Origin of the sequence: Haladaptatus halobius (genome assembly GCF_020618475.1) — an archaeon.
Taxonomy (GTDB): Archaea; Halobacteriota; Halobacteria; order Halobacteriales; family Haladaptataceae; genus Haladaptatus; species Haladaptatus halobius.
The window spans coordinates 2387568-2409316 of the sequence record NZ_CP085335.1 but is presented as its reverse complement, the minus strand read 5'-3'; the positions used below and the strand labels follow the sequence as shown (position 1 = coordinate 2409316).

The window sequence follows — 21749 nt, the reverse complement described above, 5'->3', positions numbered from 1 at the left end:
TGGAAACGCGCCGTTACCGCCACTCGCCGGAGGCAGAAAGACTTTTAACGCGCCGTTACTCGCTCCGCGCATGGTCGACGACTTCCCGAACGCGCGCTACTTGCTCGCCACGCTGGACTGGGCGCGCGAGGAGCACGCCGCGCTGGGCGACTGGCGACGAATCGACGGCGAGCGACTGCGCGCACGATTGCTGTCGTGGCTGTTCGCGCGGCTGTGGAATCGTTCAGTAGTGCGAACTACAGCAGCTCTGCGACGTTCCTGATGACGTTCCGGCAGAACGGACAGCGGTAGTTCGTCGAGAACCCGTTCGACTGAGCGACGGTCTTGGTTTCCAGTTCGTGAAACGCGATGTTCCGGCGACAGTCGGGACAAGGTACTTTCGGCACGCGAGATGCTATGCTATCCCAGCCACTTAAAATCCGCGGGCCACAATTCTTATATAAGAGAGTTTCACAGCGCGTTGCTTCTTCGAGGATGGAAGAAGCGAGAACCGTACTACCCTTCGAACTCATCCTCGAAACGGAACGTTCCGTCTTGCTGAACTATTTCCCCGTCCACCTCGATGAACGAGTCCTCGCTCATATCGACGATTATGTCCACGTGAACTGCACTATCGTTCTGTTCTCCATCGTCGGGGACGCAAATGTCGTAGGCCATGCCGACCGCGAGGTGGACGGTGTCGCCCATCTTCTCGTCGAACAGCATGTTGTAGCTGAATCGGTCGATGTCGCGGTTCATCCCGATGCCGAGTTCGCCGAGCCTACGCGCATCCTCGTCCGTGTCTAGCACGCCCGCGAGCACTTCCTCGTTCTTCTCGGCGCTGAAATCGACCACGTCGCCGCCTTCGAATTCGAGCCAAACATCCTCCACGATGTGACCTTGATGGACGAGCGGTTTGTCGAATAGCACTTCGCCTTCGACAGAATCGGGCACGGGCGCGGTGAATACCTCACCGCCGGGCAGATTCTTCTCGCCGTAATCGTTGATGGTCTTCATGCCCGAGATCGACATGGTGAGGTCGGTCGTGTCGCCCGAAACGATGCGCACCTCGTCGGCGGGGTCGAGAATCTCGACCATCTGCCGTTGGAACTCGCGCTGCTCGTCCCAATCTTTGTTCATCGCCCCGTAGACGAACCCCTCGTAGGAGGACGTGCTCATCTCGGCCAACTGCGCGCTCCCCGGCGACGGGAACTGGGTGAGACACCAGCGGCTGGCGAGAATCTCCTCCTGTATCGGCTGGTACGCCTGATTGTATGCGGCGTGCGTCTCCGCGTCAACGTCGCTCATGTCGGACGCGTTCTCGTGCGCTCGGACGTGGACGACGGCGTCCGCGGCTTCGAATAGCGCCCGTTCGTGCTCGGGCGTGGCGAGGTCGTCGGGGTCGACCGTGCTGAGAAACGCGGCACGCTTTCGGTCTCGCCGCCCGGCGGTGACGAGGGGGAACGCCCCGCGTTCGCCGAGCAGTTCGGACAGCGCGACCGCGAGGTCGTCGGCGACCGACGGGACGCGAAGTACCACGTTATCACCGGGTTCGATATCAAGCGAATGGTCGACGATTATTTCCGCGTGTTCCCTGATTCGAGAGTCCATAGTGATGGATTCCGCGGATACTGGATACCGCTTTCGATACTCTATCTCGTCGTTCGACGCCGGAGGGACGGTGACGTCGCTTCGCCCGTATCTCGCTCGCCGGGAACGTCGGGTATTTGCCTCGCGGGAGCGACGGCTAGCACATGATAGATCTGCGGAGCGACACGGTGACGAAACCGAACGACGAGATGCGCGAGGCCGCCCGCGACGCCGACGTGGGCGACGACGTGTACGGCGAAGACCCGACTGTGAACGAACTGGAAGCCCGCGCCGCCAAACTGATGGGGATGGAGGCCGCCCTCTACGTTCCGACCGGCACGATGGGCAACCAAATCGCGGCGCGCGTCCACACCGACCGCGGACAGGAAGTGTTGGTCGAACGCGAGAGCCACGTCTACAAGTGGGAACTTGGCGGACTCGCGCAGCACTCGGCCCTCCAAGTTCGAACCATCGACGGCGGCGACCGCGGAACCCCGACGCCCGAACAGGTGCGTGACGGCTACGTCGTGCAGGACGCTCACCGACCCGGAACCGGACTACTGACGCTCGAAAACACGCACAACAGCAAGGGTGGCGTCGCCATCGCGCCCGCGGAAATCGACGCCGCGGCGGAGGCGGCACACGACCTCGGCGTCCCCGTCCACCTCGACGGCGCTCGGGTGTGCAACGCCGCCGTCGCACGCGACGTGTCGCCCGCCCGCCTGACGGAGAACGTCGACTCCGTGATGTTCTGTCTCTCGAAGGGCCTCGGCGCGCCCGTCGGCTCGCTTCTCGCCGGAGATGAAGATTTCATCACGCGCGCACGTCGCACGCGAAAACTGCTCGGCGGCGGGATGCGACAAGTCGGCGTGATCGCCGGGCCCGGACTGCTCGCGCTCGACAACGTCTCTCGCCTCGCCGACGACCACGAGAACGCCCGCGTCCTCGCCGAGGGGGTGGCCGACACCGACGGTCTCTCGGTACAGCCGCCGGAGACGAACATCGTCCTCGTGAACACCGAAGGGACGGGACTCACCGCCGACGAGTTCCTCGCCGCGTGCGAAACGCAGGACGTCCTCGGCACGCAGTTCGACACGCACGTCGTTCGGTTCTGTACGCACTGGGACGTGAACCGAGAGGACGTGGAAGTCGCGGCGGAAGCGATTCGAAGCGCGATTTAGCGCTGTCCTTTCTGCATCCCTTCCTGAAATCCGGTGAGCGTGCGGCGGATGAACAGGTAGATGAAGAAGACGAACGCGAGCATGGCGACGAGAAGTCCGACGAACAGGGGGTCGCCGAGCGCATCTCCGAGCAGTCCGAGTGGTTCCATAGCAGTGCCTATCAGTTCACGAACCAAATTCGTTTCGCCGCGCTAGTGACAAAGTTGATTGATGAGTAGTCGTATACGCTCAAGTATGGCAGACCTCTTGCCCTCCAGTTCGGACGTAGAAGCCCCGACGGGCGGAAGCCCGCGGGTTCTCGGCGTCGATAGCGACGACGCCGACGACCTACTCGGGGCGCTCTCGTCCGGGACGGCGCGGAGCCTCTTCTCCTCGCTCCACGACCAGCCCGCGACGGCGTCCGAACTCAGCGACCGAGTCGACACCTCGCTCCAGAACGCCCAGTACCACCTCGGCAAACTCGAAGACGCGGAACTCATCTCCCCCATCGACACCATCTACTCCGAGAAAGGCCGCGAGATGAAAGTGTACGCGCCCACCGACGGCCCGCTCATCCTCTTCGCGGGGCGCGAAGATCAGACGACGGGGCTGAAAGACGCCCTCTCGCGCCTGCTCGGCGTCGCCGTGCTGCTCGGCGTCGTGAGCGCCACGATCCAGTACGCCGTCACCGAGGGGATACTCGGCATCGGGGGACAGACCACCGAGGTGAACACCGATACAGGCGGACAGGTGGGGACGTTTTCGATGCAATCCGCGGAAGCTACTCAGTCCGCGGCGGATGCTGCGGCGACCACGATTCCGCCGGGAGTGCTCTTTTTTGCCGGCGGCGCGCTCGTTATCGCCCTCGGTGCCGCGTGGTGGTTTCTCCTGAACGACCGATAACTAAAACGCGTTTTTGAGTTTACCAAGAGTACTTCATGTCCGGCTTCGTACTATAGAGTGGAGCCGCCCTGCTTCGGCCCTCCGCCCAACGCCATTAGCTTTCCAGCCCTCCGACGTGAAACTCTTCCACGAGTTTCCCGTTCCGCGTGTAAATTCCCCCAGCGAAGCCCTCGTTCTCCGGTTCGAGTTCGACGTGCGTCGGCAGGTTTCCTCGCGGACGAGCGTGACTCCCGGGATTCAACAGCATCACTTCGCCGGTCCGGCGAGCGAGATGTCGATGCGAGTGACCGAAGACGACCACGTCCGCGTCTCGTTCCCGTCCGAACAGTTCGAGACCCGTGCTCCCGCCGTCCCGGCGGTGCGTGAGCGCGAACCGAATCCCGTTCTCCTCGAAGGTTCGCACCGCTGGGAGTCGCTCGCGCACCGAGGGGGTCGCGTTGTTCCCGTGAACCGCGATTAGGCGGGTGCTCTCGGCTTCGAACGCGTTGAGGACTACTTCGGTGGTGAAATCCCCCGCATGAACGACGAGGTCGGCGTCTCGAACCGCCGCCATCGTTCGTCCCGCGAGTTCGTGGCCGGTCGTACCGTGGGTGTCGGAGACGATGGTTATCACGTCCGGCGGTAGACGCCGGTCGCCCTTGGGTGCGTCGTAAGGGCTTTGTCACCGCATGGACGCTAGTCGATAATGGCGAGTAGCAAGTCCGTCGTTATCGCCGCCCTCGTCGCCAACGCGGCTATCGCCGTACTGAAGTTCGTCGGTTACCTCCTCACCGGGAGCGCGGCGATGCTCTCGGAGACGTATCACTCCATCTCGGACACCGGAAATCAGGTGTTCCTGCTCATCGGAATCCGATACGGTCAGCGCGAAGCGACCAGAGGACACCCCTTCGGCTACGGCAAGGCACAGTTCTTCTACAGTTTTCTCGTGAGTGTCCTCCTCTTCGGCATCGCCGGGTGGGAGAGCGCGAAGCACGGGTACGACGCGCTCATGCAACACCACACGGTCGGCGCGGGGGGACCGATTTCCCTGCTCGGACAGCAGTTCGCGCCCGTCTACGTGAACTACGCGGTGCTCGTCGGGGCCATCCTCTTCGAGAGCTACGCCTTCAAGAAAGCGTACACCGCGATGAAGTTGGAGATCGAGCGCCGGGAGTGGAGCGGCTTCCGCGAGGCGTTCCGCAAGACCAGCAACGTGACGACGCTGACGGCGCTCACCGAGGACACCATCGCCCTCGCCGGTGCCGGTATCGCGCTCTTCGGCATCTTCCTTTCGCGTTGGACCGGGAACCCGATGTACGACGCGGGGGCCGCCCTGCTCATCGGCTTCATGCTGATGGGCTTCGCCGTCGCGCTCGCGTGGGAGAACAAACGACTTCTGCTCGGCGAGAGCCTCCCCAAAGAGGAGGAAGATAAACTCCGCGCGATGCTAGACGAGTGGGAGGGCGTTACAGGAACCATCGACTTCCGTACCGTCTACTTCGGCCCGGATCGCCTCATCGTCACGGCGGACGTGGCCTTCGACCCGACGCTCGACACGGGCGAGATAGACGACCGGATCACCGACATCGAGGACGCGATGTTCGACGCGAACGAGCACATTAAGAAGGTGTACATCGAGCCGGAAGTGCAAGAGGAAACGGCATCACACTCGGTCGTGTAAGTTAATCGCCGGAGGTTTTCGGAACACCGCCACGAGTGGAGTTGAATCGTCGAAAGTGCCCAGAGTCCTCCTGAGACGACTCCCCTCGATTCCGGAATCCGTGTACGTCACTCGAAAAGCAGGTCATCGATGAATCACGAGGCCACGAGGGCTATACACCTGCACGGTGTGCCTCAAGCGGGTATGGAGTACGAGATCACGAATCGACCGTCGTTTGCCGAACTCGTCGTGACGCTGGACGAAGACGACCAGATTCGGTTGGAGGCGGCATCGTTGGTCAGCTATACGGAGGGTGTCGAGGTCGCGCCGAACGACCGGGGCGGGTTGACGGCGTCGCTGCGGGAATCGCTACTCGGCGAGGACGCGGCATTTTCGACGGTGCTCACCGCGGATCGCCCTGGCACCGTCACGCTGGCACCGCCGTTTCCGGGCGACATCGTCCACTACGAACTCCGCGAGGAGACGCTGTACGTTCAATCCTGTGCGTTTCTCGCCGCCGAACCAGACGTGGCGTTCGACGCCGAGTTCAGCCGCGACGAGACGTTCGTCGAGAACGAATCCGATTTCCTGCTCGAACTGACCGGATCCGGCCAGTCGTTCGTGGCGAGCTACGGTGCGATTTCGGTCGTCAGTCTCGACCCGGGCGAAACGTACGTCGTGGATACAGGACACGTCGCCGCGTTCGAGGAGACCGTCGACTTCTCGGTTCGGCGCGTCGAAGGCGTGAAATCGCTGCATGGAACCGAGGAGGCCTGTCTTGCCGAGTTCGAAGGGCCGGGCACCATCTGGACGCAGTCGCGCAGTCCGTCGGCGGTGCTCGCGTGGCTCGTTCCGAACCTGCCGGGTGAGTCGTAGCAAAGTTCTTCGTTCTCTGTCGTATCGGTTCAGATATGCTCTCCGTCCGCTGGCTTCACGTTCTCGGGATGGCCGTCACGCTCGGCGGCGCGGCGGTCACGTGGTCGCTCTTCCGAGACGCGTCCGAATCGGCCCTCCCCGTCGCCAAGCGATACGAATGGCTGTTCTAGGGCGCGATGGGCGTCCTCGTCGCCACCGGCGTCGGCAACCTCGGCGCAATGGCTCCCGCGGTTCCGGCCTCCGCCACGCGCTGGGGAACCGTTCTGACCGCCAAACGGCTCGGCGTGTTCCTTCTGCTCGCACTTTCTGTGGTTCGAACCGTACTCGTCCGTCGCGCCCGAGACGGCAATTCCTCGGGTGTGCTCCGGGCGAGTTACGGCGCGACGACCGTCCTCTTGCTCGTCATCCTCGCGCTTGCGGAGGTGCTGGCGCATGGCGCGTGATCTGTTCGTGTGGGCGCTCTCGACGTTTCACACCGCACGTCTCGTTGCGGTGCTCGTCTTGCTCGTCCACCTGTCCGGCGGTCTCGGCGATCTCCTCTCGGGGCTGAACACACTCTTCGGACTCGTGCTATTCGCGCTCCTCTGGGCCGTGGTGTAGTGGGCGACGCGGAACGTGCTCGCCGCGGTATCGCTCTCGTCGGTCGCGGAGTGGTCGGGCACGAAGGCCGTGCTCGTTCGGGATTCGATCTGGGGTGCAACCGTCGGCGTGCTCTTCTTGTGGGGTGTCGTCACCGTCGTCCCCCGGCTGTTCGCGCCGAACGCGCTCCTCCAACCGGTAAACGTCCTGCTCATCGCGCTCATCGGAAGTGTGGTCGTGCTCCTCGTCGGCGGACTGGTCGGCCTCTCGTTCGCAATCATCGACGTGGCGATGGTTCGGGTCGCCTACCGCCTCGAAAATTAGTCGTTCTTGTTCCCTTCCGCCGACCGATTCGCCTCGACCGTCTCCTCGGCGAGCGCCGGACAACAAGAGGCGGAATTTGCGCCCCGCACGACGCTTATTTACCGGGGCGTCGAATGGTGTGATATGCGAGAGGACTTTCTCCTACTCAATCCCGGCCCGGTTCCCCTCGCGCACGACGTTCGAACCGCGATGAGCGAACCGATGGTCTCGCACCGCTCGTCGGAGTTCGAATCGGTGTACGAGCGTGCGCAGGATGGTCTCGACCACGTCTTCGAGCGGTCGTCGCTCGACGGTACGCCGACCACGAGCGGCGGCACCAGCCTCATCTTCAACGGAACGGCGACGATGGCGATGGAAGCCGCCGTCGCCAACCTCGCCGGAAGTGACGACGAAGTGGTCGCCGTCGTGAACGGGAAGTTCGGTCGACGGTTCAAGCGCATCGCCGACCGACACGCGAACGTGACCCCCGTCGCGTTCGATTGGGGCCAACCCGTCGACCCCGACGCGGTCCGCGAGGCGGTGAGCGACGACACGAAGGCCGTGACGATGGTGCACAACGAGACGAGCACGGGCCTGCTGAATCCGGTCGCCGAGGTCGGCGACATCGCCGCGGAGTATGACGCCTACTACGTCGTGGACGGGGTCACCTCGCTCGGGGGCGACGAGTTCCTCGTGGACGAGTGGAACGTCGACGTGGCGGTCACGGACGCCCAGAAGTGTCTCGCGGCCCCGCCAGGAACCAGCGCGCTGTACGCCACGCCGCGAGCGCAGGATGCTTTCGACGGCGAGGGGGCACCGTTCTACGAGGATCTAGATTGGCACCTCAGAAAGGCGGAAACCCACCAGACTCCATTCACGAGTGCTGTCCCGCTGTTTCGCGGCCTTACGGTCGCGGTCGAACACATCGTAGACGAAGGGATGCCCGAGCGCATCTCCCGTCACCGCAGGCAGTCGCGGGCGTTCCGGTCGGCTTTCACCACGATGGGGCTGTCAATGTTCCCCGAGCGAAACGACGCCTCGGACTATTCGAACACGCTCACCGCGATTTCGCTCCCGGCTGTCGTCCGCGAAAATCCGGACGACTTCTTCGACGCGGTGACCGAGCGCAGCGTGAGCATCAGCGGCGGACAGGCCCACCTCGGCGGCGAGATATTTCGGGTGAGCAACATGGGGAACCTCTCCTCGGAGCAGGTGCTCCGCGGCGTGCGCGCGGTCGGCGAGGCGTTCCACGATGCCGGCGCGGACGTGGATCTGGAAGCCGCGATGGCGGCTGCGCGAGAGCAACTGCGGTGACGTAATCCCCGCCGATTCGAGGGATTCATTCTTCACGTTTCGGGTGCTCGGTCAGATGACGACCCGTCGCTCGGTGCGCGAAGACGCGTCGCTTCCGCGACGCACCCGCGCGAGGTCTTCGTTGTGAACGCAGTGAGCGACGGATTGTCTCCGACGGTGGACAAGCAACCATCGGGAGCGAGGAGGTTGAGGAGGACGAGTGCGGTGGCGATATTTGGCTCTACGATTCGCTGGTGATGTGGCGGAAACGTCATCGTAGGTGTTGCTCTCGCGGAGTCATCACACATTTGACACTCCTGTGGCGACCTCACGGATAGCCGTTTTCGGACGAACGCCGGTCTTTATCGCCGAGCGGTCGACGCGGGCCACGACTCCGAGGCTAACGCGAATCGTTTTTCCTTCCTGCGGTACGACGTGACGTATGGCAATCGGCGACCTGCGAGAAGTCACGACGGGGGACTGTTCGGACTTGTACTGCCTCGACACTGGGATGTACGACACCGAGGAGTACGGGGCGGTCTACATCCTCGACACCGAGCGCCCGGCCATCGTGGAGACGGGTATCGGCACCAATTACGAGTACATCTTGGACGCCTTGGACGAACTCGACATCGCACGCGAAGACGTGGCGGTCATCGCGCCGACGCACGTCCACCTTGACCACGCCGGCGGCGCGGGGTTCCTCGCGGATAAATGTCATAATGCCGACGTGTACGTCCCCGAAATCGGCGCGCGTCACCTCGTCGATCCCGGGCGCCTCGTGGAGGGGACGAAGCGCGCCGTCGGCGACCAGTGGCAGTTCTACGTCGAACCAAAACCGGTTCCAGAAGACCGTGTCGTGGCGCTGACCGACGGCGACGTCATCGACTGCGGGAGTCACGAACTGGAGGCCATCCACGCGCCGGGCCACGCCCCGCATCAGATGATCTTCTACGACCGCCAGAACGACGCGGTGTTCACGGCGGACGCGGCGGGCATCTGGGTGCCGAGCATCCGGGAAATCCACGTGACGACGCCCCCGTCGAACTTCGATCTCGACGCCTGTCTGGACGACGTAGAGACCATCCGCGAAATCGCTCCGACGACGCTCCTCTACACCCACTACGGCCCGCGCCCGTACTCGGACGAGGCGATGGACGAGTACGAGGACGTGCTCTCGCAGTGGGTCGCCGCGGTCGAATCCCAGCGCGCCGCGGAAGAGGACGACGAGGCCGTCGTCCGGCATTTCGTGGCCGAACAGGAGATGGACGACGTGTGGGGAACGAAGAAGGCCAGCGCCGAGGCCGCGATGAACACTCGCGGCGTTCTTCACTATCTCGACAACCGCGACGGCGAATAACTCGTTAGTATACGAACCAACTGGAATAAACTACTTAATCGTTTTACACTACCTTAATGGGCCTCGGGTTTGAAGACCGTGACATGGATTGGCGTGACGCCGAGCAGGAGTTCACCGACCCGGTCATCGGACAGACGACGCTATCCCGAATGTTCGAGGACAGCGCCGAGCGACGCGCGAACCGCCCCGCCCAGCAGTACAAGGGGGGCGTGTACGACCGGTCGCTCACGGAAAGCGTTCTCGCGGCGGCCCCGCCGGACGAATTTCGGTCGCTTTCGTACTCCGAGATGCGCGACATCGTCCGCAACCTCGCGGCGGGGTTCCGCGACCTCGGCGTGGAGACGGACGACCGCGTCGGAATCTTCGCCGACACCAGGATGGAGTGGGCGCAGACCGACTTCGCGCTGCTCGCGGCGGGCGCGGTCGTGACGACGGTCTATCGGAACTCGTCCGTCTCGCAAGTCGAGTACCTCCTCGACGACCCGGAGGCGACCGCTGTCGTCGTCGAGAACGAGAACCTGCTGGAGCGCGTGTTCGAGGCCGAGGAGAACCTCGACCTCGAATTCGTCGTCGTGATGGACAGCCTCTCGCGCGACTACGACCGCGACGACATCTACACACTCGCGGAGGTTCACGACCGCGGCGCGGAGGCGTTCGACCGCGACGAGTACGAATCGTGGCTCGACGCCCGCAACCCCGACGACCTTGCCACGCTCATCTACACCAGCGGAACGACGGGGAAGCCGAAGGGGGTCCAACTCACCCACGGGAACTTTCGCGCGAACGTCAACCAGTGTTACAAGCGGTTCGGTCCCCGTCCGGACAAGGACGTGCCCGTCATCGACGAGAACGCCGGCACCGTCTCGTTTCTCCCGCTTGCACACATCTTCGAGCGACTGTCGGGACACTTCCTGATGTTCGCCGCCGGGGCCACCGTCGCCTACGCGGAGAGTCCCGACACGCTTCAGGACGATTTCCAGTCGGTTCGCCCGACGACCGGCACCAGCGTCCCGCGCGTGTACGAACGAATCTACGACGCCATCCGATCGCAGGCCGAGGAGAGCGACGCGAAACGCCGCATCTTCGAGTGGGCGACCGACGTGGGCGTGGCGTACTACGAGGCGGACTCGCCGAGCGTCGGTCTCCGAGCGAAGAAACTGCTCGCCGACAAACTCGTCTTCGACAAGGTCAAAGACGGTCTCGGCGGCAACGTCGAGTTCCTCATCAGCGGCGGCGGCAGCCTCTCGGCCGACCTCTGTGCGCTCTATCACGGCATGGGACTGCCCATCCTCGAAGGGTACGGACTGACCGAAACAGCCCCCGTCGTCGCCGTCAACCCGCCGGAGGAGCCGAAGATCGGCACCATCGGACCGCCGGTCGTGGACGAAGCGGTGAAAGTCGATACGTCGCTTGTGGGCGACGAGTTCGCCGACGTGGAGGGAGAGGTCGGCGAACTGCTCGTGAAAGGGCCGAACGTCACCGACGGCTACTGGAACAAACCCGAAGAGACCGAGGAGTCGTTCACCGATGACGGCTGGTTCCGAACCGGCGACATCGTGGAGCTCCGCCCGGACGGCTACATCGCGTTCCGCGAACGGGCGAAGGAACTGCTCGTACTCTCGACCGGAAAGAACGTCGCACCCGGCCCCATCGAGGACGCCTTCGCCGCCTGCGACATCGTCGAGCAGTGTATGGTGATGGGCGACGGACGGAAGTTCGTCAGCGCGCTCATCGTCCCGAACGTCGAGGAGGTACGAAAACGAGCCGAGCGCGAAGGCGTCTCGCTCCCCGATGACCCCCGAGAACTCTGCCGGAACGTCGCGGTGTCCGAGTGGATTGAGGAGGAAGTAGAGCAAGCGAACCGGCGATTCGAGTCCTACGAGCGGATAAAGCAGTTCAGGCTCGTTCCGGTCGAGTTCACGGAGGACAACGACCTGCTCACGCCGACGATGAAGAAGAAGCGTCGGAACATCCTCGACCGATTCGCCGACGATATCGAAGCCATCTACGCGAAATAAGAACGGGCGTTTTTATACCATCGAGTTTCTCAGTTCGAGTACATGGAGGGACACGTTTGAGCGCCGAGTCCGGAGCCGAGTTGATACCGCTCGTCGTCGCAATCATCGGTCTCGGCGTCACGTCGCAGGTGTTGGCCGACCGATTCCGCGTGCCGAGCGTGCTGTTCCTCCTCTCGGCCGGTGTCATCTTCGGTCCGGTGGGTTTCGGCCTGCTCGACCCGTCGTCGTTCGGCACCGCCCTCTCCGCCATCGTCGGCTTGAGCGTCGCCATCATCGTCTTCGAAGGAGCGTTTCACCTCAAACTGAACAAACTCCGCGAGGCACCATCGGCGCAGATTCGACTCGTCACGCTTGGCGCGGGTATCGCGCTGCTCGGCACCGCCGCCGTCGTCCACTTCGCGCTCGGCGAGGCGTGGGATATCTCATTTCTCATCGGCGCACTCCTCGTGGCGACCGGTCCGACGGTCATCAACCCCATCCTTGCCGTCGTTCCCGTCCGCAATCGGGTGGCGGCCGCGCTCGAAATCGAAGGCATCGTCAACGACGTGACGGCGGCGATTCTCGCTATTGTGATGTTCGAGGTGGTCGTCCTCACGGGCGGGGAGTCGTTCGCACTCGTCGACTTTCTGAGCGAGTTCGTCAACAAACTCGGCACGGGAATCTTCGTCGGACTCCTCGTTTCGCTCGCCATCTGGTATATGCTTCGTCACGTCGACCTGTCGCGTGAAAACGCGCCGCAGAACGCGCGCCTTCTCGTGCTAGCCGGCGCGCTCGTCGCGTACGCCGCGGCGGACTTCTTCGCGCACGAAGCGGGCATCGCCGCGGTTGCGACGGCGGGTATCCTGCTCGGAAACGCAGACCTCCCGTACGAGGAGAAGATAGAGGAGTTCAAGGGCGACATCACGCTCGTCGTGCTCTCGTTCGTCTTCATCACGCTGGCGGCCCTGTTGGAGCCGAGCGACCTATTTTCGCTAGGAATCGGCGGCGTCGTCGTCGTCCTCACCGTGATGCTCGTCATCCGCCCGCTCCTCGTGTTCGTATCCACCACCGGAACGCGGTTCACGCGCGGCGAAAAGCTGTTCTTGAGTTTCGTCGGACCGCGCGGCATCATCCCGGCGTCCGTGGCGACCCTGTTCGCTTTCAGGCTTCAGAACAATCAGACGATTCCGAACGCGGACGCGGCGGCGACCACGCTCATCGGAACCGTCTTTCTCGTCATCGTCGTCACCGTCGTGTTCGAGGGTGGCTTCGCCCGCCACATCGCAGAACGGCTAAACGTGATTCCAATGCGTGTACTCATCATCGGAGGCGGAAAGGTGGGTCGTTCGCTCGCCGAACGCCTCGAAGATCGCGGAGAGAACGTCGTGCTCATCGAGCACGACGAAACGATAATCGAAACCGCCCGCGACCAAGGTTTCACCGTCCACAAAGGCGACGGCACGGACACGAACGTGCTCCGGTCGGCGGGTGCCGACAATGCGAGGATCGTCGTGGCCGCGACCGGCGACGACGACGTGAACTTGCTCGTCGCACAACTCGCCGACTCGAAGTTCGACGCGGAGACCATCATCGCCCGGGCGAACAACCCGGACAACGTGGACGCCTTCGAAGACCTCGGCGTCCGTACCATCTCCTCGTCGCTCGCCACCGCGTGGGCCATCGACAACGTCATCGAGCGCCCCGCCCTCTCGGACTGGATGACCGAACTCGGTCGAAGCGGCGACGTACAGGAGATCGAGGTGACGGAACCCGACCTCGTCGGCAAGTCCATCGCCGAGTTAGACGCCGAACTGCCGGGCGGCGTCCTCATTGCGCTCGTCGGACGAGACGGCAAGACCCAAGTACCGAGCGAGGAGTTCACGCTTCAGGACGGCGACCACGTCACGTTCCTCGGGCGCAGGGAGGCGGTTCGAGACGCTATCGACCTCTGCCACCCGCGTTAAACGCCGCGCTCCCGATTTCTGTAAACGAGTCCCATGTTGGCCGCCGAGAGGAGCGCGAACGACCCGAGGAGCACCCCGACGTACGCGAACACGGGGGCCTCGGTGAAGGGGTACATTCCCACCAGATGGCCGCTGACGGCGATTCCGCTGACGACCGCGAGCGCGAGATAGTAGCCGCTCCAATTCGGTTTCTCCGCCGCCGGAGAGAGGTAGTCGTCGAGTTCGTCCGCCGTGTCTCGGAGTTGCACGACGCCGCGTTGTCTGTCGTATCTGACGACGCCGGCGTCCGCCATCTTCGGGAGATGCGTCTGGTACAGCGAGGTGTAGACCGATTTCCGTTCTTTCGAGGAGACCAGGTCGGTGGTAGTGTCGTGTTCCCACGCGGCGACCGCCTCGGCGAGTTCACCGATGGAGACGGCGTCCGTCTGCGACCGGAGGTAGGCGAGGGCGTAGCGGCGTCGAGCGTTCGTGAGGATTTCGAACGCTACGTCGCGCGAAAGCGTCTGTGACCCGGACGATGACTCGGTGCTCATTGTCGACGATGTTCTGTGATTCGGCTTTCCCGGGCGTACACGCTTCACTTCGGCGAGAGGGCGCAAAAAGATACTCGTCTGTTTAGGACTTCAGACGGTGGAAACAAGCCGTCTCGAAACGGGCGTCTCGATTGAGCCATTTTTATTGCCTATAGCTCCGAAGACGTTCACATGCTCCACACCGAGGGTTCGCTTCTAACCATCGACGTCGGAAACCGGGAGACGCGCACCGAGGATATAGACGACGTGCTGTCGTCGTTCGTCGGCGGTCGCGGCGTGGGGACGAAACTCGCCCACGACCGGATTCCGTTCGACGCCGATCCGTTCGGCCCGGAGAACAGTCTCTACTTCACGACCGGACCGTTGCAGGTGTCGAACATGAGTTTCACCGGACGGATGAACTGCACCGGCGTCTCGCCGCTCACGGGCGGTCTCCTCTCCTCGAACGCCGGGGGCTTTCTCTCCCGCAACTTCGGCGCGGCGGGGTACGGCGCGGTGGAACTGACGGGCCAGAGCGACGAACTGCTGGCGATCCACGTCACGGACGAGGGCGTCGAGTTCGAGGACGTGTCCCACCTCGCCGAAGCCACCGTGGGCGAGGTCGGCGAATACATGGACGACGAACACGGTCTCGGCGACGACCAGCTCGTCGTCGCCGGCCCAGCGGGCGAGAATCGCGTTCGGTTCGCGGCCATCATGACGACCGAACACCGCGCGTTCGGTCGCGGCGGTCTCGGCGCGGTGATGGGCGCGAAGAACGTGAAATGCATCAGCTTCGACGGCGATAGCGCCCCTGACATCGATATCAACCAGATACAGATGGACATCCACCGAGAGGCCGCGACCGCCGACGACCACCCGATGAAGAAGGCCGGAACGACCAGCGTGACCGAGTACGCGAACCACGTCAGCGCGCTTCCCACCCATTACTTCTCGGAACTGGAGTTCGAGGGCGCGAGCGACATCGGCGGCGACGCGGTCGCCGAGAAGAAGTTCAAGCGCGGAACCTGCTCACAGTGCGCCTTCGCCTGCAAACTACCGACGAAGGACGAGGAGACCGGATTGGAGACGGAAGGCCCCGAGTACGAGACGGTGATGTCGTTCGGGAGCAACGCGGGCGTTGACGACGTGGTCTCCGTGATGAAGTCCAACGACCTCTGCGACGAGTTGGGGATGGACACCATCTCCTGCGGCGACGTGGTCTCGGCCTACCTCGCCGCGAACGACGAGTTCGGCAACAGCGACCTCGTCCACGAACTGGTCGAGAAGATCGCCTACCGCGAGGACGAGGGCGACCTGCTCGCGGAGGGCGTCCACCGCGCCGCCGACGAACTCGGCGTCGAGGACTGGACGGTCAAGGGCCTCGAATTCGCGGCCCACGACGGTCGAACCCTGAACGGACAGGGCCTCGCGTTCGCCGTCTCCAATCGCGGTGCGGATCACATGTACGCCGAGTTCTACTCGAAGGAGTACCCCCTCGTCGGCAAGGACGAGGCGGTCGACCCCGAGGGATTGGACGGTAAACCGCCGCTCGTCGTCGAGAAGGAGAACCACAACGCGGTGCTCGACAGTGGCGTCGTCTGCAAGTTCTCGCGCGACTTCATGACCGAGGAACGACTCGAAACCCTCCTCGACGCAGAGTACGACGAACTGATGGAGATGGGGGCTACCGTGGTCGAACTCGAACGCCACTTCAACAACCGGCGCGGCTTCGACCGCGAGGACGACACCCTGCCCTACGACCTGCCGGAGTTCGAATCGGCGCTCTCGGAGTACTACGACGAACGCGGCTGGAATGATGACGGAACGGTTCCCGAGGGGTCGAGCGCCGTGAGCGCGGACGATTGATCTCGACTACTCTCTCGGCGATTCGTTACGGAGAGTCTTCCGTCTGGACGCTGTGACCGTCGCACTCGATAGTGTAACGAAAAAAAAAATCAATAGATTGAACTGTCTCCCCTGCGATTGACGGTGGTATGTCCGAACCCTCCGGGCCGTACGTCGGCAAGATCACTCAAAAAGCGGTTCTTTTCGGACCCGACGGGGATGTACTCATCACGAAGGTCGACGATCACTGGGAACCGCCCGGTGGTAAGTTCGAGTTCGGGGAAACGCTCGTCGGCGGACTTCGCCGGGAACTTCGAGAGGGACTCGATATCGACGCCACGGTCGGCCCGCCGGTCGAGGCGGCGTACGGCGGATGGATCGACGGCGAAACCGGGAACCCGTTGGTGTCGCTCGTCTACCGGTGCGAAACGGACGACAGGGTGGTCAGCCTGAACGAGGAACACAACGACTACGAGTGGGTTTCCCCGCGGCGGCCGCCGAACGATTGGGCGAGGCGTTCTCCGCTCGGTTCGCTCGCTCGGTCGAACGGGCGGCCGCACTCGGCGGTTCGGAACCGTTCGAGACCGTGGCAGACCCGTACGCGGATGTTGAAGTGACCAGCGAGACGGTTCTGGAGCAACTCGCCGCCATTCGCGCTTCGAACCGATTCGTGGAAACGGATCAGAATAGTCCGAGCGGGCGACGGTTGTTACGCGACGCATAACGGACACCCGTCTTCGTTCGTCACATCGTCCGTCTGCACGAAAAATTTCGACGAGGTCGCTTCGCGGTGAACTACCTCACCGCCGTTCGAACGTCATTGCTCCGCCCTGACCGAAGCCGACGCAGAGCGTGGCGAGTCCCTTCTTCGCGTCGCGCTTTTCCATCTCGTGAACGAGCGTGACGGGGAGGCGCGCGCCGGAGGCACCGAGCGGGTGCCCGATTGCGATGGCTCCGCCGTTGACATTGAACTTCTCGTCCGGAACGCCGAGTTGGCGCTGGGAGTAGAGCGTCTGGCTGGCGAACGCCTCGTTCAGTTCGACGAGGTCAAACTCGTCGATGCTCTCGCCCGTGCGCTCTAGCAGTCCCTGCGTGGCCGGCACCGGGCCGATGCCCATCACGGTCGGGTCGACGCCCGCGACGTTGTTGTCGCCGACGTACGCCAGCACGTCGAGGCCGTGGTCTTCGGCGAACGCCTTGCTGGTGACGAGGGTGGCCGCCGCGCCGTCCGAAATTTGCGAGGAATTGCCGGGCGTGACGGTTCCGTCGGCCTTGAACACGGTCGGGAGGCCCTGCAGGGCTTCCAGACTGGTGTCGCGGCGAATGCCTTCGTCCTCTTCGACGAGACCGTTCTCGGTCTCGATGGGGACGATCTCATCGTCGAAGCGCCCGGAGTCAGTCGCGTCGGCGGCGCGCTGGTGGCTTCGAAGCGAGTATTCGTCCTGGTCTTCGCGGGAAATGTCGTACTCGTCCGCGACCTTCTCGGCAGTCATCCCCATCTGGAGTTCAGGGAGGTTGTACAGCTCCGCCATCTCCGGGTGGATGTTCCGCCCTTGGTAGCCGCCCTCCATCGGGACGCGGGACATATTCTCCATCCCGCCCGCGACGATGGCCTGTCGCTGGCCCGCCCGAATCGCGTCACTCGCGCTGATGAGCGCCTGCATCGAGGAGGCGCACCAACGGTTGATGCTGGTGGCGGGCACCTGTTCGCCGAGGTCGGAGAGGAGCGCAATGACTCGTCCGACGTTGTTGTCCTGTTCGCTCCGCTGCTGTGCGACGCCCCACATGAGGTCGTCCACGTGGTCACTCGTCAGCCCCGTCTCAGAGAGGATTGTGTTGACGAGCGGAACCGAGAGGTCTTCGCCACGAACGTGTTCGTACACGCCGTCCTGTTTCCCTTGCGGTGTTCGGATCGCCTTCGCGATGACTGGTGTGGTGTCGCTACCCATAGTTCACGATTTTCGTCCAGCCCCTTAAGTGGCGGTAGAACTCGGAGTAAATGAGAAACGGTTTGAAAGTTTAATAACTGTGGATGGGGCTTCAGAAACTATTTGGTCGAACCCCGTCCATACAGTTCATACCCTCTCGACGATGCAACGCTCCGACACCGATACCGCCCAGAAACGCGCTCGTTCCCGCTCTCTCGCGTCGAGTGAAGCGTCGGACTGGACGGAACGATTTGCGAATCCGGTTCCCCTCATCGTTCTCATCGCGCTGGTCGCGCTCGCGCTCCGGCTCGTGGATCTCGGCGCGCGCGTGGCCCATCAGGACGAGGCCCGCGTCGCCTACTGGATCGTTCGATACGCGAAGACGGGTGTTTGGGAGTACCGACGCATCGTTCACGGACCGTTCCTCGTCCACGTCAATTCGGTCGTGTTCTCCCTGTTCGGGGAGAGCGACTTCACGATGCGCCTCGTCGTCGCCCTCCTCGGCGGACTTCTTCCACTTGCCTCCCTGCTGTTCCGCGAGCGACTCCGCCCCTCGGAGACGGTCGCCCTCGCCGCGCTCTTCGCCGCGAACCCCGTCCTCCTCTACTACTCGCGGTTCATGCGCAACGACGTGTCGTTGGCCGCTGTCATGGTGTTCGCGCTCGGATTCTTCGTTCGCTTCGCCGACACCCGGCGACTGCGCTATCTCTTTGCGGGAGTGGCGACGTTCGCACTCGGTTTCACGATGAAAGAGAACGCCCTGCTCTACCTCGCCTGTTGGGTCGGCGCGGCGGTACTTCTTTACGACCATCGGCTCTTCCTCCGCCGCGTCGGCAACGATGGTTTCGCCGCCGCGTTTCCGCTCCGGCTGCGCCGGGGTGCGGTTCGTCTGATGGGCGGTGACAGACGCGCCGTCGACTCCGTTCTCCGCGGAGTCGGCGTCTCCCTCCTCGCCGTGCTGGAGTTCTTCGCGATCATCGTCTTCTTCTACGCCCCGCGGTCGCAGACTCGCCCCGGCCCGGGCCTCTGGAAATCCGTCTCGAACCCCGAGATGATTCCGGAGGTGCTCGGGGCTGCGACCATCGGAACGTGGAACAAGTTCATGGGCTGGACGGGGCACACCGAGCACTCCTACCTCCCCTTCCTCGGCGACTTCCTCCGGACGCTCAAGGTCGGCGCGCTGGCGCTCTGTCTCCTCGCGGTCGTCGGGTTCCTCGTCGACCGCTACTCGGGCGACCGACCGAACGACGTGGTCGCGTTCGGCTTCTATTGGGGCGTCGCCAGCGTCCTCGGCTACCCCCTCGTCATGGACATCCAAGCCGCGTGGGCGACGGTGCATGCCATCGTCCCGCTGGCGTTCCCGGCGGCGGTGGGCCTCGCACTGATCTTCCGGTGGGGTTGGGAGGGGTATGAGCGCCGGGACGACGTGAGCGTCGTCGTCGCCGCCGTCCTGCTCCTGCTCGTCACGGCGCAGATCGGCGCGACGGCCTACGACACGACGTACCAGAACCCGCAGAGCCCGGACAACCAACTCGTCCAGTACGCCCAGTCATCCAGCGAGATGAAACCGTTAATAAACGACCTCCAGCGAATCGCGCGGTCGAACGGGGGAACCGACGTGCTGTTCTACGGCGAAGAACTCCACTCGCCGAACGAGTCGGCGCACGACGTGCCGCCCGCCGGGGCGGGCTGGTTCGCTCGCTTACCTTTGGCGTGGTACTTCGAAGCCGCTGACGCAACCGTCACCAGTACGACCGACTCCGGCGACCTTGCGGGCGAGAAACCGCCCATCGTCGTCGCGTTGAACGACGCCGAAACTTGTTCCGACGAGGGCGGCACCGCCGAGGACATCGACCGGTACATGGACGGCTATCGGCGCTACGAGTTCCACCGATACGGCTTCGACAGCGGCTGTACCGTCAGCGGAATGTCCATCTACGTGGACGAGAGCCGACTTTCGGCGAACGAAACTACCTGACCGGCTGCATCGAAACGTCGTCGCACTTGCCGCTATCGGGTCACAACCGTCTACGAATTCTCGCGCCGTGAACGCGAAGACGTTTCACAAATTATTAATTCTCAAAGATGACTGTCTTCTGGTTTCACAGAGTCCGGACAACCAACTCGTCCAGTACGCCCAGTCCTCCTCGGCCGACGCGAAGCCACTGCTGCACGACCTCGAGCGAATCGCGGACGAGAACCCAGGAACCGACGTGCTGTTCTACGGCGAAGAACTCCACTCGCCGACCGAATCGGCGCACGATGTGCCACCCCCCGGGGCCGGCTGGCACGCCTGCCTGCCGCTCACGTGGTACCTCGAAGCCGCTGACGCAGACGTCGTCAGCACCAACGAATCGTTCGACCTCAGCGGTGCGAAATCCCCCATCATCGTCGCGCTGAACAACGTCTCGACGTGCGCCAGCGAGGACGATACCGCCGAGGATATCGACCGGTACATGGACGGCTATCACCGCTACGAGTTCCAGCGGTTCGGATTCAACAGCGGCTGCCACGTGAGCGACATGACCGTCTACGGAGCGGAAAACGAGCTACCGGCCGACTCTACGACGTAGCCGACTCGACCAGGTAGCTGACGTGCGGGCCGCCCGCGCGAACTACTCGCCGAACCGCCGCCGGAGCGCGACCACACCGCCGACGCCGACGATCGCGGCCAGCCAACCGAATCCCGGCTGTCCGTCGCCGACCGTCGTCTCGGAAGTTGCGGTCGTCGTTCCCCGTTGTCCGGGAGCCAATCCGTCGTCGCTCGTCTCCGTCGTCGGGGAGCGCGTCCGTCTCGTCGTTTCCGTCGTCGTTTCCGTCGTCGTTCTTGTGATTTCGAACTCCGAGAGCGCGTCACGGAGGGTGACGATATCGATGTTCCGCGCCTTCGCCATCCTGATCGCGGTTCGGACTCGACTCGGGGGAAGTCGCTCTTGCCACCAACTGTGACCACCGAGGATGCCGAGCGCGTCGGCATCGGCTATCCGGTCGAGAAACGTCCCCTGTTTTGCTTCGGTCATCTTTCCTCGCCGGAACATCGCTCTCGACAGGTGTGGGAGGGTGATATCTTCGGGTCGGTGAACCTGTGCCCGTCCGCCGATGGCGAGACCACCGTTCGCGACGGCGGTGTAATACTCCCCGGCGAGTTCCTGCGTCCGAGCGCCGTAGGCACCGTACGGCATCACCATGTTCGTGACGGCCACGCCGTGCGTTTCGAGTCGCTTTTTCGACTCTCCGAGGGCCGTGTGCAGCACCTCGTCCGCGTACCGTTCGGTGACGCCGTCGCTCGCCGCGAACGCCTTCCCGACTTGCGTATCGAGTTGGACGAACTCGCCGCGGTCGTCGGAGCCCCGTCCGGCGGCCGTGACGGTCGTCGAGCGCGACCCGTCGCTGACGACGAGCGGGTCGCCCGCTCGCTTCCCGTGGAGGTTCGTCTTCACGTACAGTTTCCGGTCGTCGGGGGCGATATCCTCGGTCACCGTAATATCCCCCAGCGCGCGGTGGTGGACGGAGTGGGACATGATCTCCCACCCCTCGTCTTCGAGCGTGCGGAGCTGTGCCTCGCTGAGGTAGTTGGGCTGTCCGACGCTCCTCGCCGGTACGGCGGAACAGCCCGGAACGCCCTCTTTCCGATGCGCTCTTCGATACGTGTGCGTAAAATCCTCGACGGGGCCGTCGTCGTATGTGAACACGAGCTTTCCCGTCGTATTGGAGGCTGCGGTGGTTCTGGCGACCAGCGTCGCACCGCCGACGGTCGCACCAACCGCCCGGAGGGCACCTCGTCGCGTTGTTGTGAAGCGTCGTTGGTTACTCACGAC

Annotated in this window: 23 protein-coding genes and 1 pseudogene; 16 read left to right on the top strand and 8 right to left on the bottom strand. The window is 63.5% G+C overall.

All coding sequences use genetic code 11. From position 1 onward, the window contains the following. The first annotated feature begins 70 nt into the window (after positions 1–70). Entirely contained in the window at positions 71–262 is a 192-nt protein-coding gene (locus tag LIW51_RS14115) for a hypothetical protein (RefSeq protein ID WP_227374747.1), read from the top strand. Here the strand turns inward: LIW51_RS14115 and LIW51_RS14110 are convergent. After that, positions 237–386 carry a hypothetical protein gene (locus LIW51_RS14110; RefSeq protein WP_227374746.1) on the bottom strand — a complete coding sequence of 50 codons (150 nt, stop codon included), beginning with the start codon at positions 384–386 and terminating at the stop codon, positions 237–239. The two genes, LIW51_RS14115 and LIW51_RS14110, sit on opposite strands and share 26 nt — an antisense overlap. A 109-nt stretch (positions 387–495) precedes the next feature. Continuing rightward, on the bottom strand, positions 496–1590 hold the full coding sequence (locus tag LIW51_RS14105; RefSeq protein WP_227374745.1) for an aminopeptidase: 1095 nt from the start codon (positions 1588–1590) through the stop codon (positions 496–498). Between the two features lie 143 nt (positions 1591–1733). Between LIW51_RS14105 and LIW51_RS14100 the strand changes: the two genes are divergently transcribed. Further along, positions 1734–2750 (top strand): threonine aldolase family protein, encoded by a 1017-nt coding sequence (locus tag LIW51_RS14100; protein WP_227374744.1) that lies wholly within the window; start codon positions 1734–1736, stop codon positions 2748–2750. Here LIW51_RS14100 and LIW51_RS14095 read toward each other — a convergent pair. Next, positions 2747–2899 (bottom strand): DUF7859 family protein, encoded by a 153-nt coding sequence (locus LIW51_RS14095; protein WP_227374743.1) that lies wholly within the window; start codon positions 2897–2899, stop codon positions 2747–2749. The genes LIW51_RS14100 and LIW51_RS14095 overlap by 4 nt on opposite strands. 85 nt (positions 2900–2984) lie before the next feature. On the opposite strand from LIW51_RS14095, the gene LIW51_RS14090 reads away from it, so the two are divergent. Next, entirely contained in the window at positions 2985–3632 is a 648-nt protein-coding gene (locus LIW51_RS14090) for an ArsR/SmtB family transcription factor (protein WP_227374742.1), read from the top strand. A 94-nt stretch (positions 3633–3726) separates the two neighbouring features. On the opposite strand, the gene LIW51_RS14085 is transcribed toward LIW51_RS14090, so the two are convergent. Continuing rightward, complete coding sequence (locus LIW51_RS14085; RefSeq protein ID WP_227374741.1) at positions 3727–4245, bottom strand: metallophosphoesterase; 519 nt, start codon at positions 4243–4245, stop codon at positions 3727–3729. A 72-nt stretch (positions 4246–4317) separates the two neighbouring features. Between LIW51_RS14085 and LIW51_RS14080 the strand changes: the two genes are divergently transcribed. The 6 genes and pseudogenes from LIW51_RS14080 (at position 4318) to LIW51_RS14055 (ending at position 8343) form a co-directional block, all read left to right on the top strand. Further along, the gene (locus LIW51_RS14080; RefSeq protein WP_227374740.1) at positions 4318–5292 is read left to right on the top strand and encodes a cation diffusion facilitator family transporter; all 975 of its coding nucleotides are present in this window, start codon (positions 4318–4320) and stop codon (positions 5290–5292) included. Between the two features lie 183 nt (positions 5293–5475). Continuing rightward, complete coding sequence (locus LIW51_RS14075) at positions 5476–6147, top strand: TIGR00266 family protein (protein WP_227374739.1); 672 nt, start codon at positions 5476–5478, stop codon at positions 6145–6147. A gap of 35 nt (positions 6148–6182) precedes the next feature. Further along, positions 6183–6317 carry a hypothetical protein gene (locus tag LIW51_RS38565; RefSeq protein ID WP_255766690.1) on the top strand — a complete coding sequence of 45 codons (135 nt, stop codon included), beginning with the start codon at positions 6183–6185 and terminating at the stop codon, positions 6315–6317. A gap of 6 nt (positions 6318–6323) precedes the next feature. After that, entirely contained in the window at positions 6324–6590 is a 267-nt protein-coding gene (locus tag LIW51_RS14070) for a CopD family protein (RefSeq protein WP_227374738.1), read from the top strand. Beyond that, positions 6580–7050 (top strand): annotated as a pseudogene (locus tag LIW51_RS40440) (DUF7965 family protein). Before LIW51_RS14070 ends, LIW51_RS40440 begins: the two are co-directional and overlap by 11 nt. A gap of 123 nt (positions 7051–7173) precedes the next feature. Beyond that, entirely contained in the window at positions 7174–8343 is a 1170-nt protein-coding gene (locus tag LIW51_RS14055; RefSeq protein WP_227374735.1) for a pyridoxal-phosphate-dependent aminotransferase family protein, read from the top strand. Between the two features lie 32 nt (positions 8344–8375). On the opposite strand, the gene LIW51_RS14050 is transcribed toward LIW51_RS14055, so the two are convergent. Then, positions 8376–8630, bottom strand: a complete 255-nt coding sequence (locus tag LIW51_RS14050; protein ID WP_227374734.1) for a hypothetical protein — start codon at positions 8628–8630, stop codon at positions 8376–8378. A 134-nt stretch (positions 8631–8764) separates the two neighbouring features. Between LIW51_RS14050 and LIW51_RS14045 the strand changes: the two genes are divergently transcribed. The 3 genes from LIW51_RS14045 to LIW51_RS14035 all read left to right on the top strand — a co-directional run bounded on the left by LIW51_RS14045 (position 8765) and on the right by LIW51_RS14035 (position 13643). Then, complete coding sequence (locus LIW51_RS14045; RefSeq protein WP_227374733.1) at positions 8765–9682, top strand: MBL fold metallo-hydrolase; 918 nt, start codon at positions 8765–8767, stop codon at positions 9680–9682. A gap of 83 nt (positions 9683–9765) precedes the next feature. Then, positions 9766–11700: an AMP-dependent synthetase/ligase gene (locus LIW51_RS14040; protein WP_227374732.1), complete on the top strand. Its 1935-nt coding sequence runs from the start codon at positions 9766–9768 to the stop codon at positions 11698–11700. Positions 11701–11756: 56 nt separating this feature from the next. Further along, positions 11757–13643: a cation:proton antiporter domain-containing protein gene (locus LIW51_RS14035; protein ID WP_227374731.1), complete on the top strand. Its 1887-nt coding sequence runs from the start codon at positions 11757–11759 to the stop codon at positions 13641–13643. On the opposite strand, the gene LIW51_RS14030 is transcribed toward LIW51_RS14035, so the two are convergent. Further along, positions 13640–14176 carry a DUF7344 domain-containing protein gene (locus LIW51_RS14030; protein WP_227374730.1) on the bottom strand — a complete coding sequence of 179 codons (537 nt, stop codon included), beginning with the start codon at positions 14174–14176 and terminating at the stop codon, positions 13640–13642. The genes LIW51_RS14035 and LIW51_RS14030 overlap by 4 nt on opposite strands. A 171-nt stretch (positions 14177–14347) precedes the next feature. On the opposite strand from LIW51_RS14030, the gene LIW51_RS14025 reads away from it, so the two are divergent. Both LIW51_RS14025 and LIW51_RS14020 read left to right on the top strand, forming a co-directional pair. Beyond that, positions 14348–16024, top strand: a complete 1677-nt coding sequence (locus LIW51_RS14025; protein WP_227374729.1) for an aldehyde ferredoxin oxidoreductase family protein — start codon at positions 14348–14350, stop codon at positions 16022–16024. Positions 16025–16152: 128 nt separating this feature from the next. After that, positions 16153–16620 (top strand): NUDIX domain-containing protein, encoded by a 468-nt coding sequence (locus LIW51_RS14020; RefSeq protein WP_227374728.1) that lies wholly within the window; start codon positions 16153–16155, stop codon positions 16618–16620. Between the two features lie 183 nt (positions 16621–16803). On the opposite strand, the gene LIW51_RS14015 is transcribed toward LIW51_RS14020, so the two are convergent. Then, positions 16804–17952 (bottom strand): thiolase family protein, encoded by a 1149-nt coding sequence (locus LIW51_RS14015; RefSeq protein ID WP_227374727.1) that lies wholly within the window; start codon positions 17950–17952, stop codon positions 16804–16806. A 142-nt stretch (positions 17953–18094) separates the two neighbouring features. Here LIW51_RS14015 and LIW51_RS14010 point away from each other — a divergent pair, with 142 nt between their 5' ends. Further along, complete coding sequence (locus LIW51_RS14010) at positions 18095–19909, top strand: flippase activity-associated protein Agl23 (RefSeq protein WP_227374726.1); 1815 nt, start codon at positions 18095–18097, stop codon at positions 19907–19909. Between the two features lie 67 nt (positions 19910–19976). Further along, positions 19977–20504: a hypothetical protein gene (locus tag LIW51_RS14005; protein ID WP_227374725.1), complete on the top strand. Its 528-nt coding sequence runs from the start codon at positions 19977–19979 to the stop codon at positions 20502–20504. Positions 20505–20546: 42 nt separating this feature from the next. On the opposite strand, the gene LIW51_RS14000 is transcribed toward LIW51_RS14005, so the two are convergent. Then, complete coding sequence (locus LIW51_RS14000) at positions 20547–21746, bottom strand: polysaccharide deacetylase family protein (protein WP_227374724.1); 1200 nt, start codon at positions 21744–21746, stop codon at positions 20547–20549. Between the last annotated feature and the right edge of the window lie 3 nt (positions 21747–21749).

What these genes read in the sequence shown, in the direction of transcription:
- LIW51_RS14115 (WP_227374747.1), top strand. Translation starts at nt 71, where the DNA reads ATGGTCGACGACTTCCCGAACGCGCGCTACTTGCTCGCCACGCTGGAC.
- LIW51_RS14105 (WP_227374745.1), bottom strand. Translation starts at nt 1,590, where the DNA reads ATGGACTCTCGAATCAGGGAACACGCGGAAATAATCGTCGACCATTCG.
- LIW51_RS14100 (WP_227374744.1), top strand. Translation starts at nt 1,734, where the DNA reads ATGATAGATCTGCGGAGCGACACGGTGACGAAACCGAACGACGAGATG.
- LIW51_RS14095 (WP_227374743.1), bottom strand. Translation starts at nt 2,899, where the DNA reads ATGGAACCACTCGGACTGCTCGGAGATGCGCTCGGCGACCCCCTGTTC.
- LIW51_RS14090 (WP_227374742.1), top strand. Translation starts at nt 2,985, where the DNA reads ATGGCAGACCTCTTGCCCTCCAGTTCGGACGTAGAAGCCCCGACGGGC.
- LIW51_RS14080 (WP_227374740.1), top strand. Translation starts at nt 4,318, where the DNA reads ATGGCGAGTAGCAAGTCCGTCGTTATCGCCGCCCTCGTCGCCAACGCG.
- LIW51_RS14075 (WP_227374739.1), top strand. Translation starts at nt 5,476, where the DNA reads ATGGAGTACGAGATCACGAATCGACCGTCGTTTGCCGAACTCGTCGTG.
- LIW51_RS38565 (WP_255766690.1), top strand. Translation starts at nt 6,183, where the DNA reads ATGCTCTCCGTCCGCTGGCTTCACGTTCTCGGGATGGCCGTCACGCTC.
- LIW51_RS14070 (WP_227374738.1), top strand. Translation starts at nt 6,324, where the DNA reads ATGGGCGTCCTCGTCGCCACCGGCGTCGGCAACCTCGGCGCAATGGCT.
- LIW51_RS14055 (WP_227374735.1), top strand. Translation starts at nt 7,174, where the DNA reads ATGCGAGAGGACTTTCTCCTACTCAATCCCGGCCCGGTTCCCCTCGCG.
- LIW51_RS14050 (WP_227374734.1), bottom strand. Translation starts at nt 8,630, where the DNA reads ATGTGTGATGACTCCGCGAGAGCAACACCTACGATGACGTTTCCGCCA.
- LIW51_RS14045 (WP_227374733.1), top strand. Translation starts at nt 8,765, where the DNA reads ATGGCAATCGGCGACCTGCGAGAAGTCACGACGGGGGACTGTTCGGAC.
- LIW51_RS14040 (WP_227374732.1), top strand. Translation starts at nt 9,766, where the DNA reads ATGGATTGGCGTGACGCCGAGCAGGAGTTCACCGACCCGGTCATCGGA.
- LIW51_RS14030 (WP_227374730.1), bottom strand. Translation starts at nt 14,176, where the DNA reads ATGAGCACCGAGTCATCGTCCGGGTCACAGACGCTTTCGCGCGACGTA.
- LIW51_RS14025 (WP_227374729.1), top strand. Translation starts at nt 14,348, where the DNA reads ATGCTCCACACCGAGGGTTCGCTTCTAACCATCGACGTCGGAAACCGG.
- LIW51_RS14020 (WP_227374728.1), top strand. Translation starts at nt 16,153, where the DNA reads ATGTCCGAACCCTCCGGGCCGTACGTCGGCAAGATCACTCAAAAAGCG.
- LIW51_RS14015 (WP_227374727.1), bottom strand. Translation starts at nt 17,952, where the DNA reads ATGGGTAGCGACACCACACCAGTCATCGCGAAGGCGATCCGAACACCG.
- LIW51_RS14010 (WP_227374726.1), top strand. Translation starts at nt 18,095, where the DNA reads ATGCAACGCTCCGACACCGATACCGCCCAGAAACGCGCTCGTTCCCGC.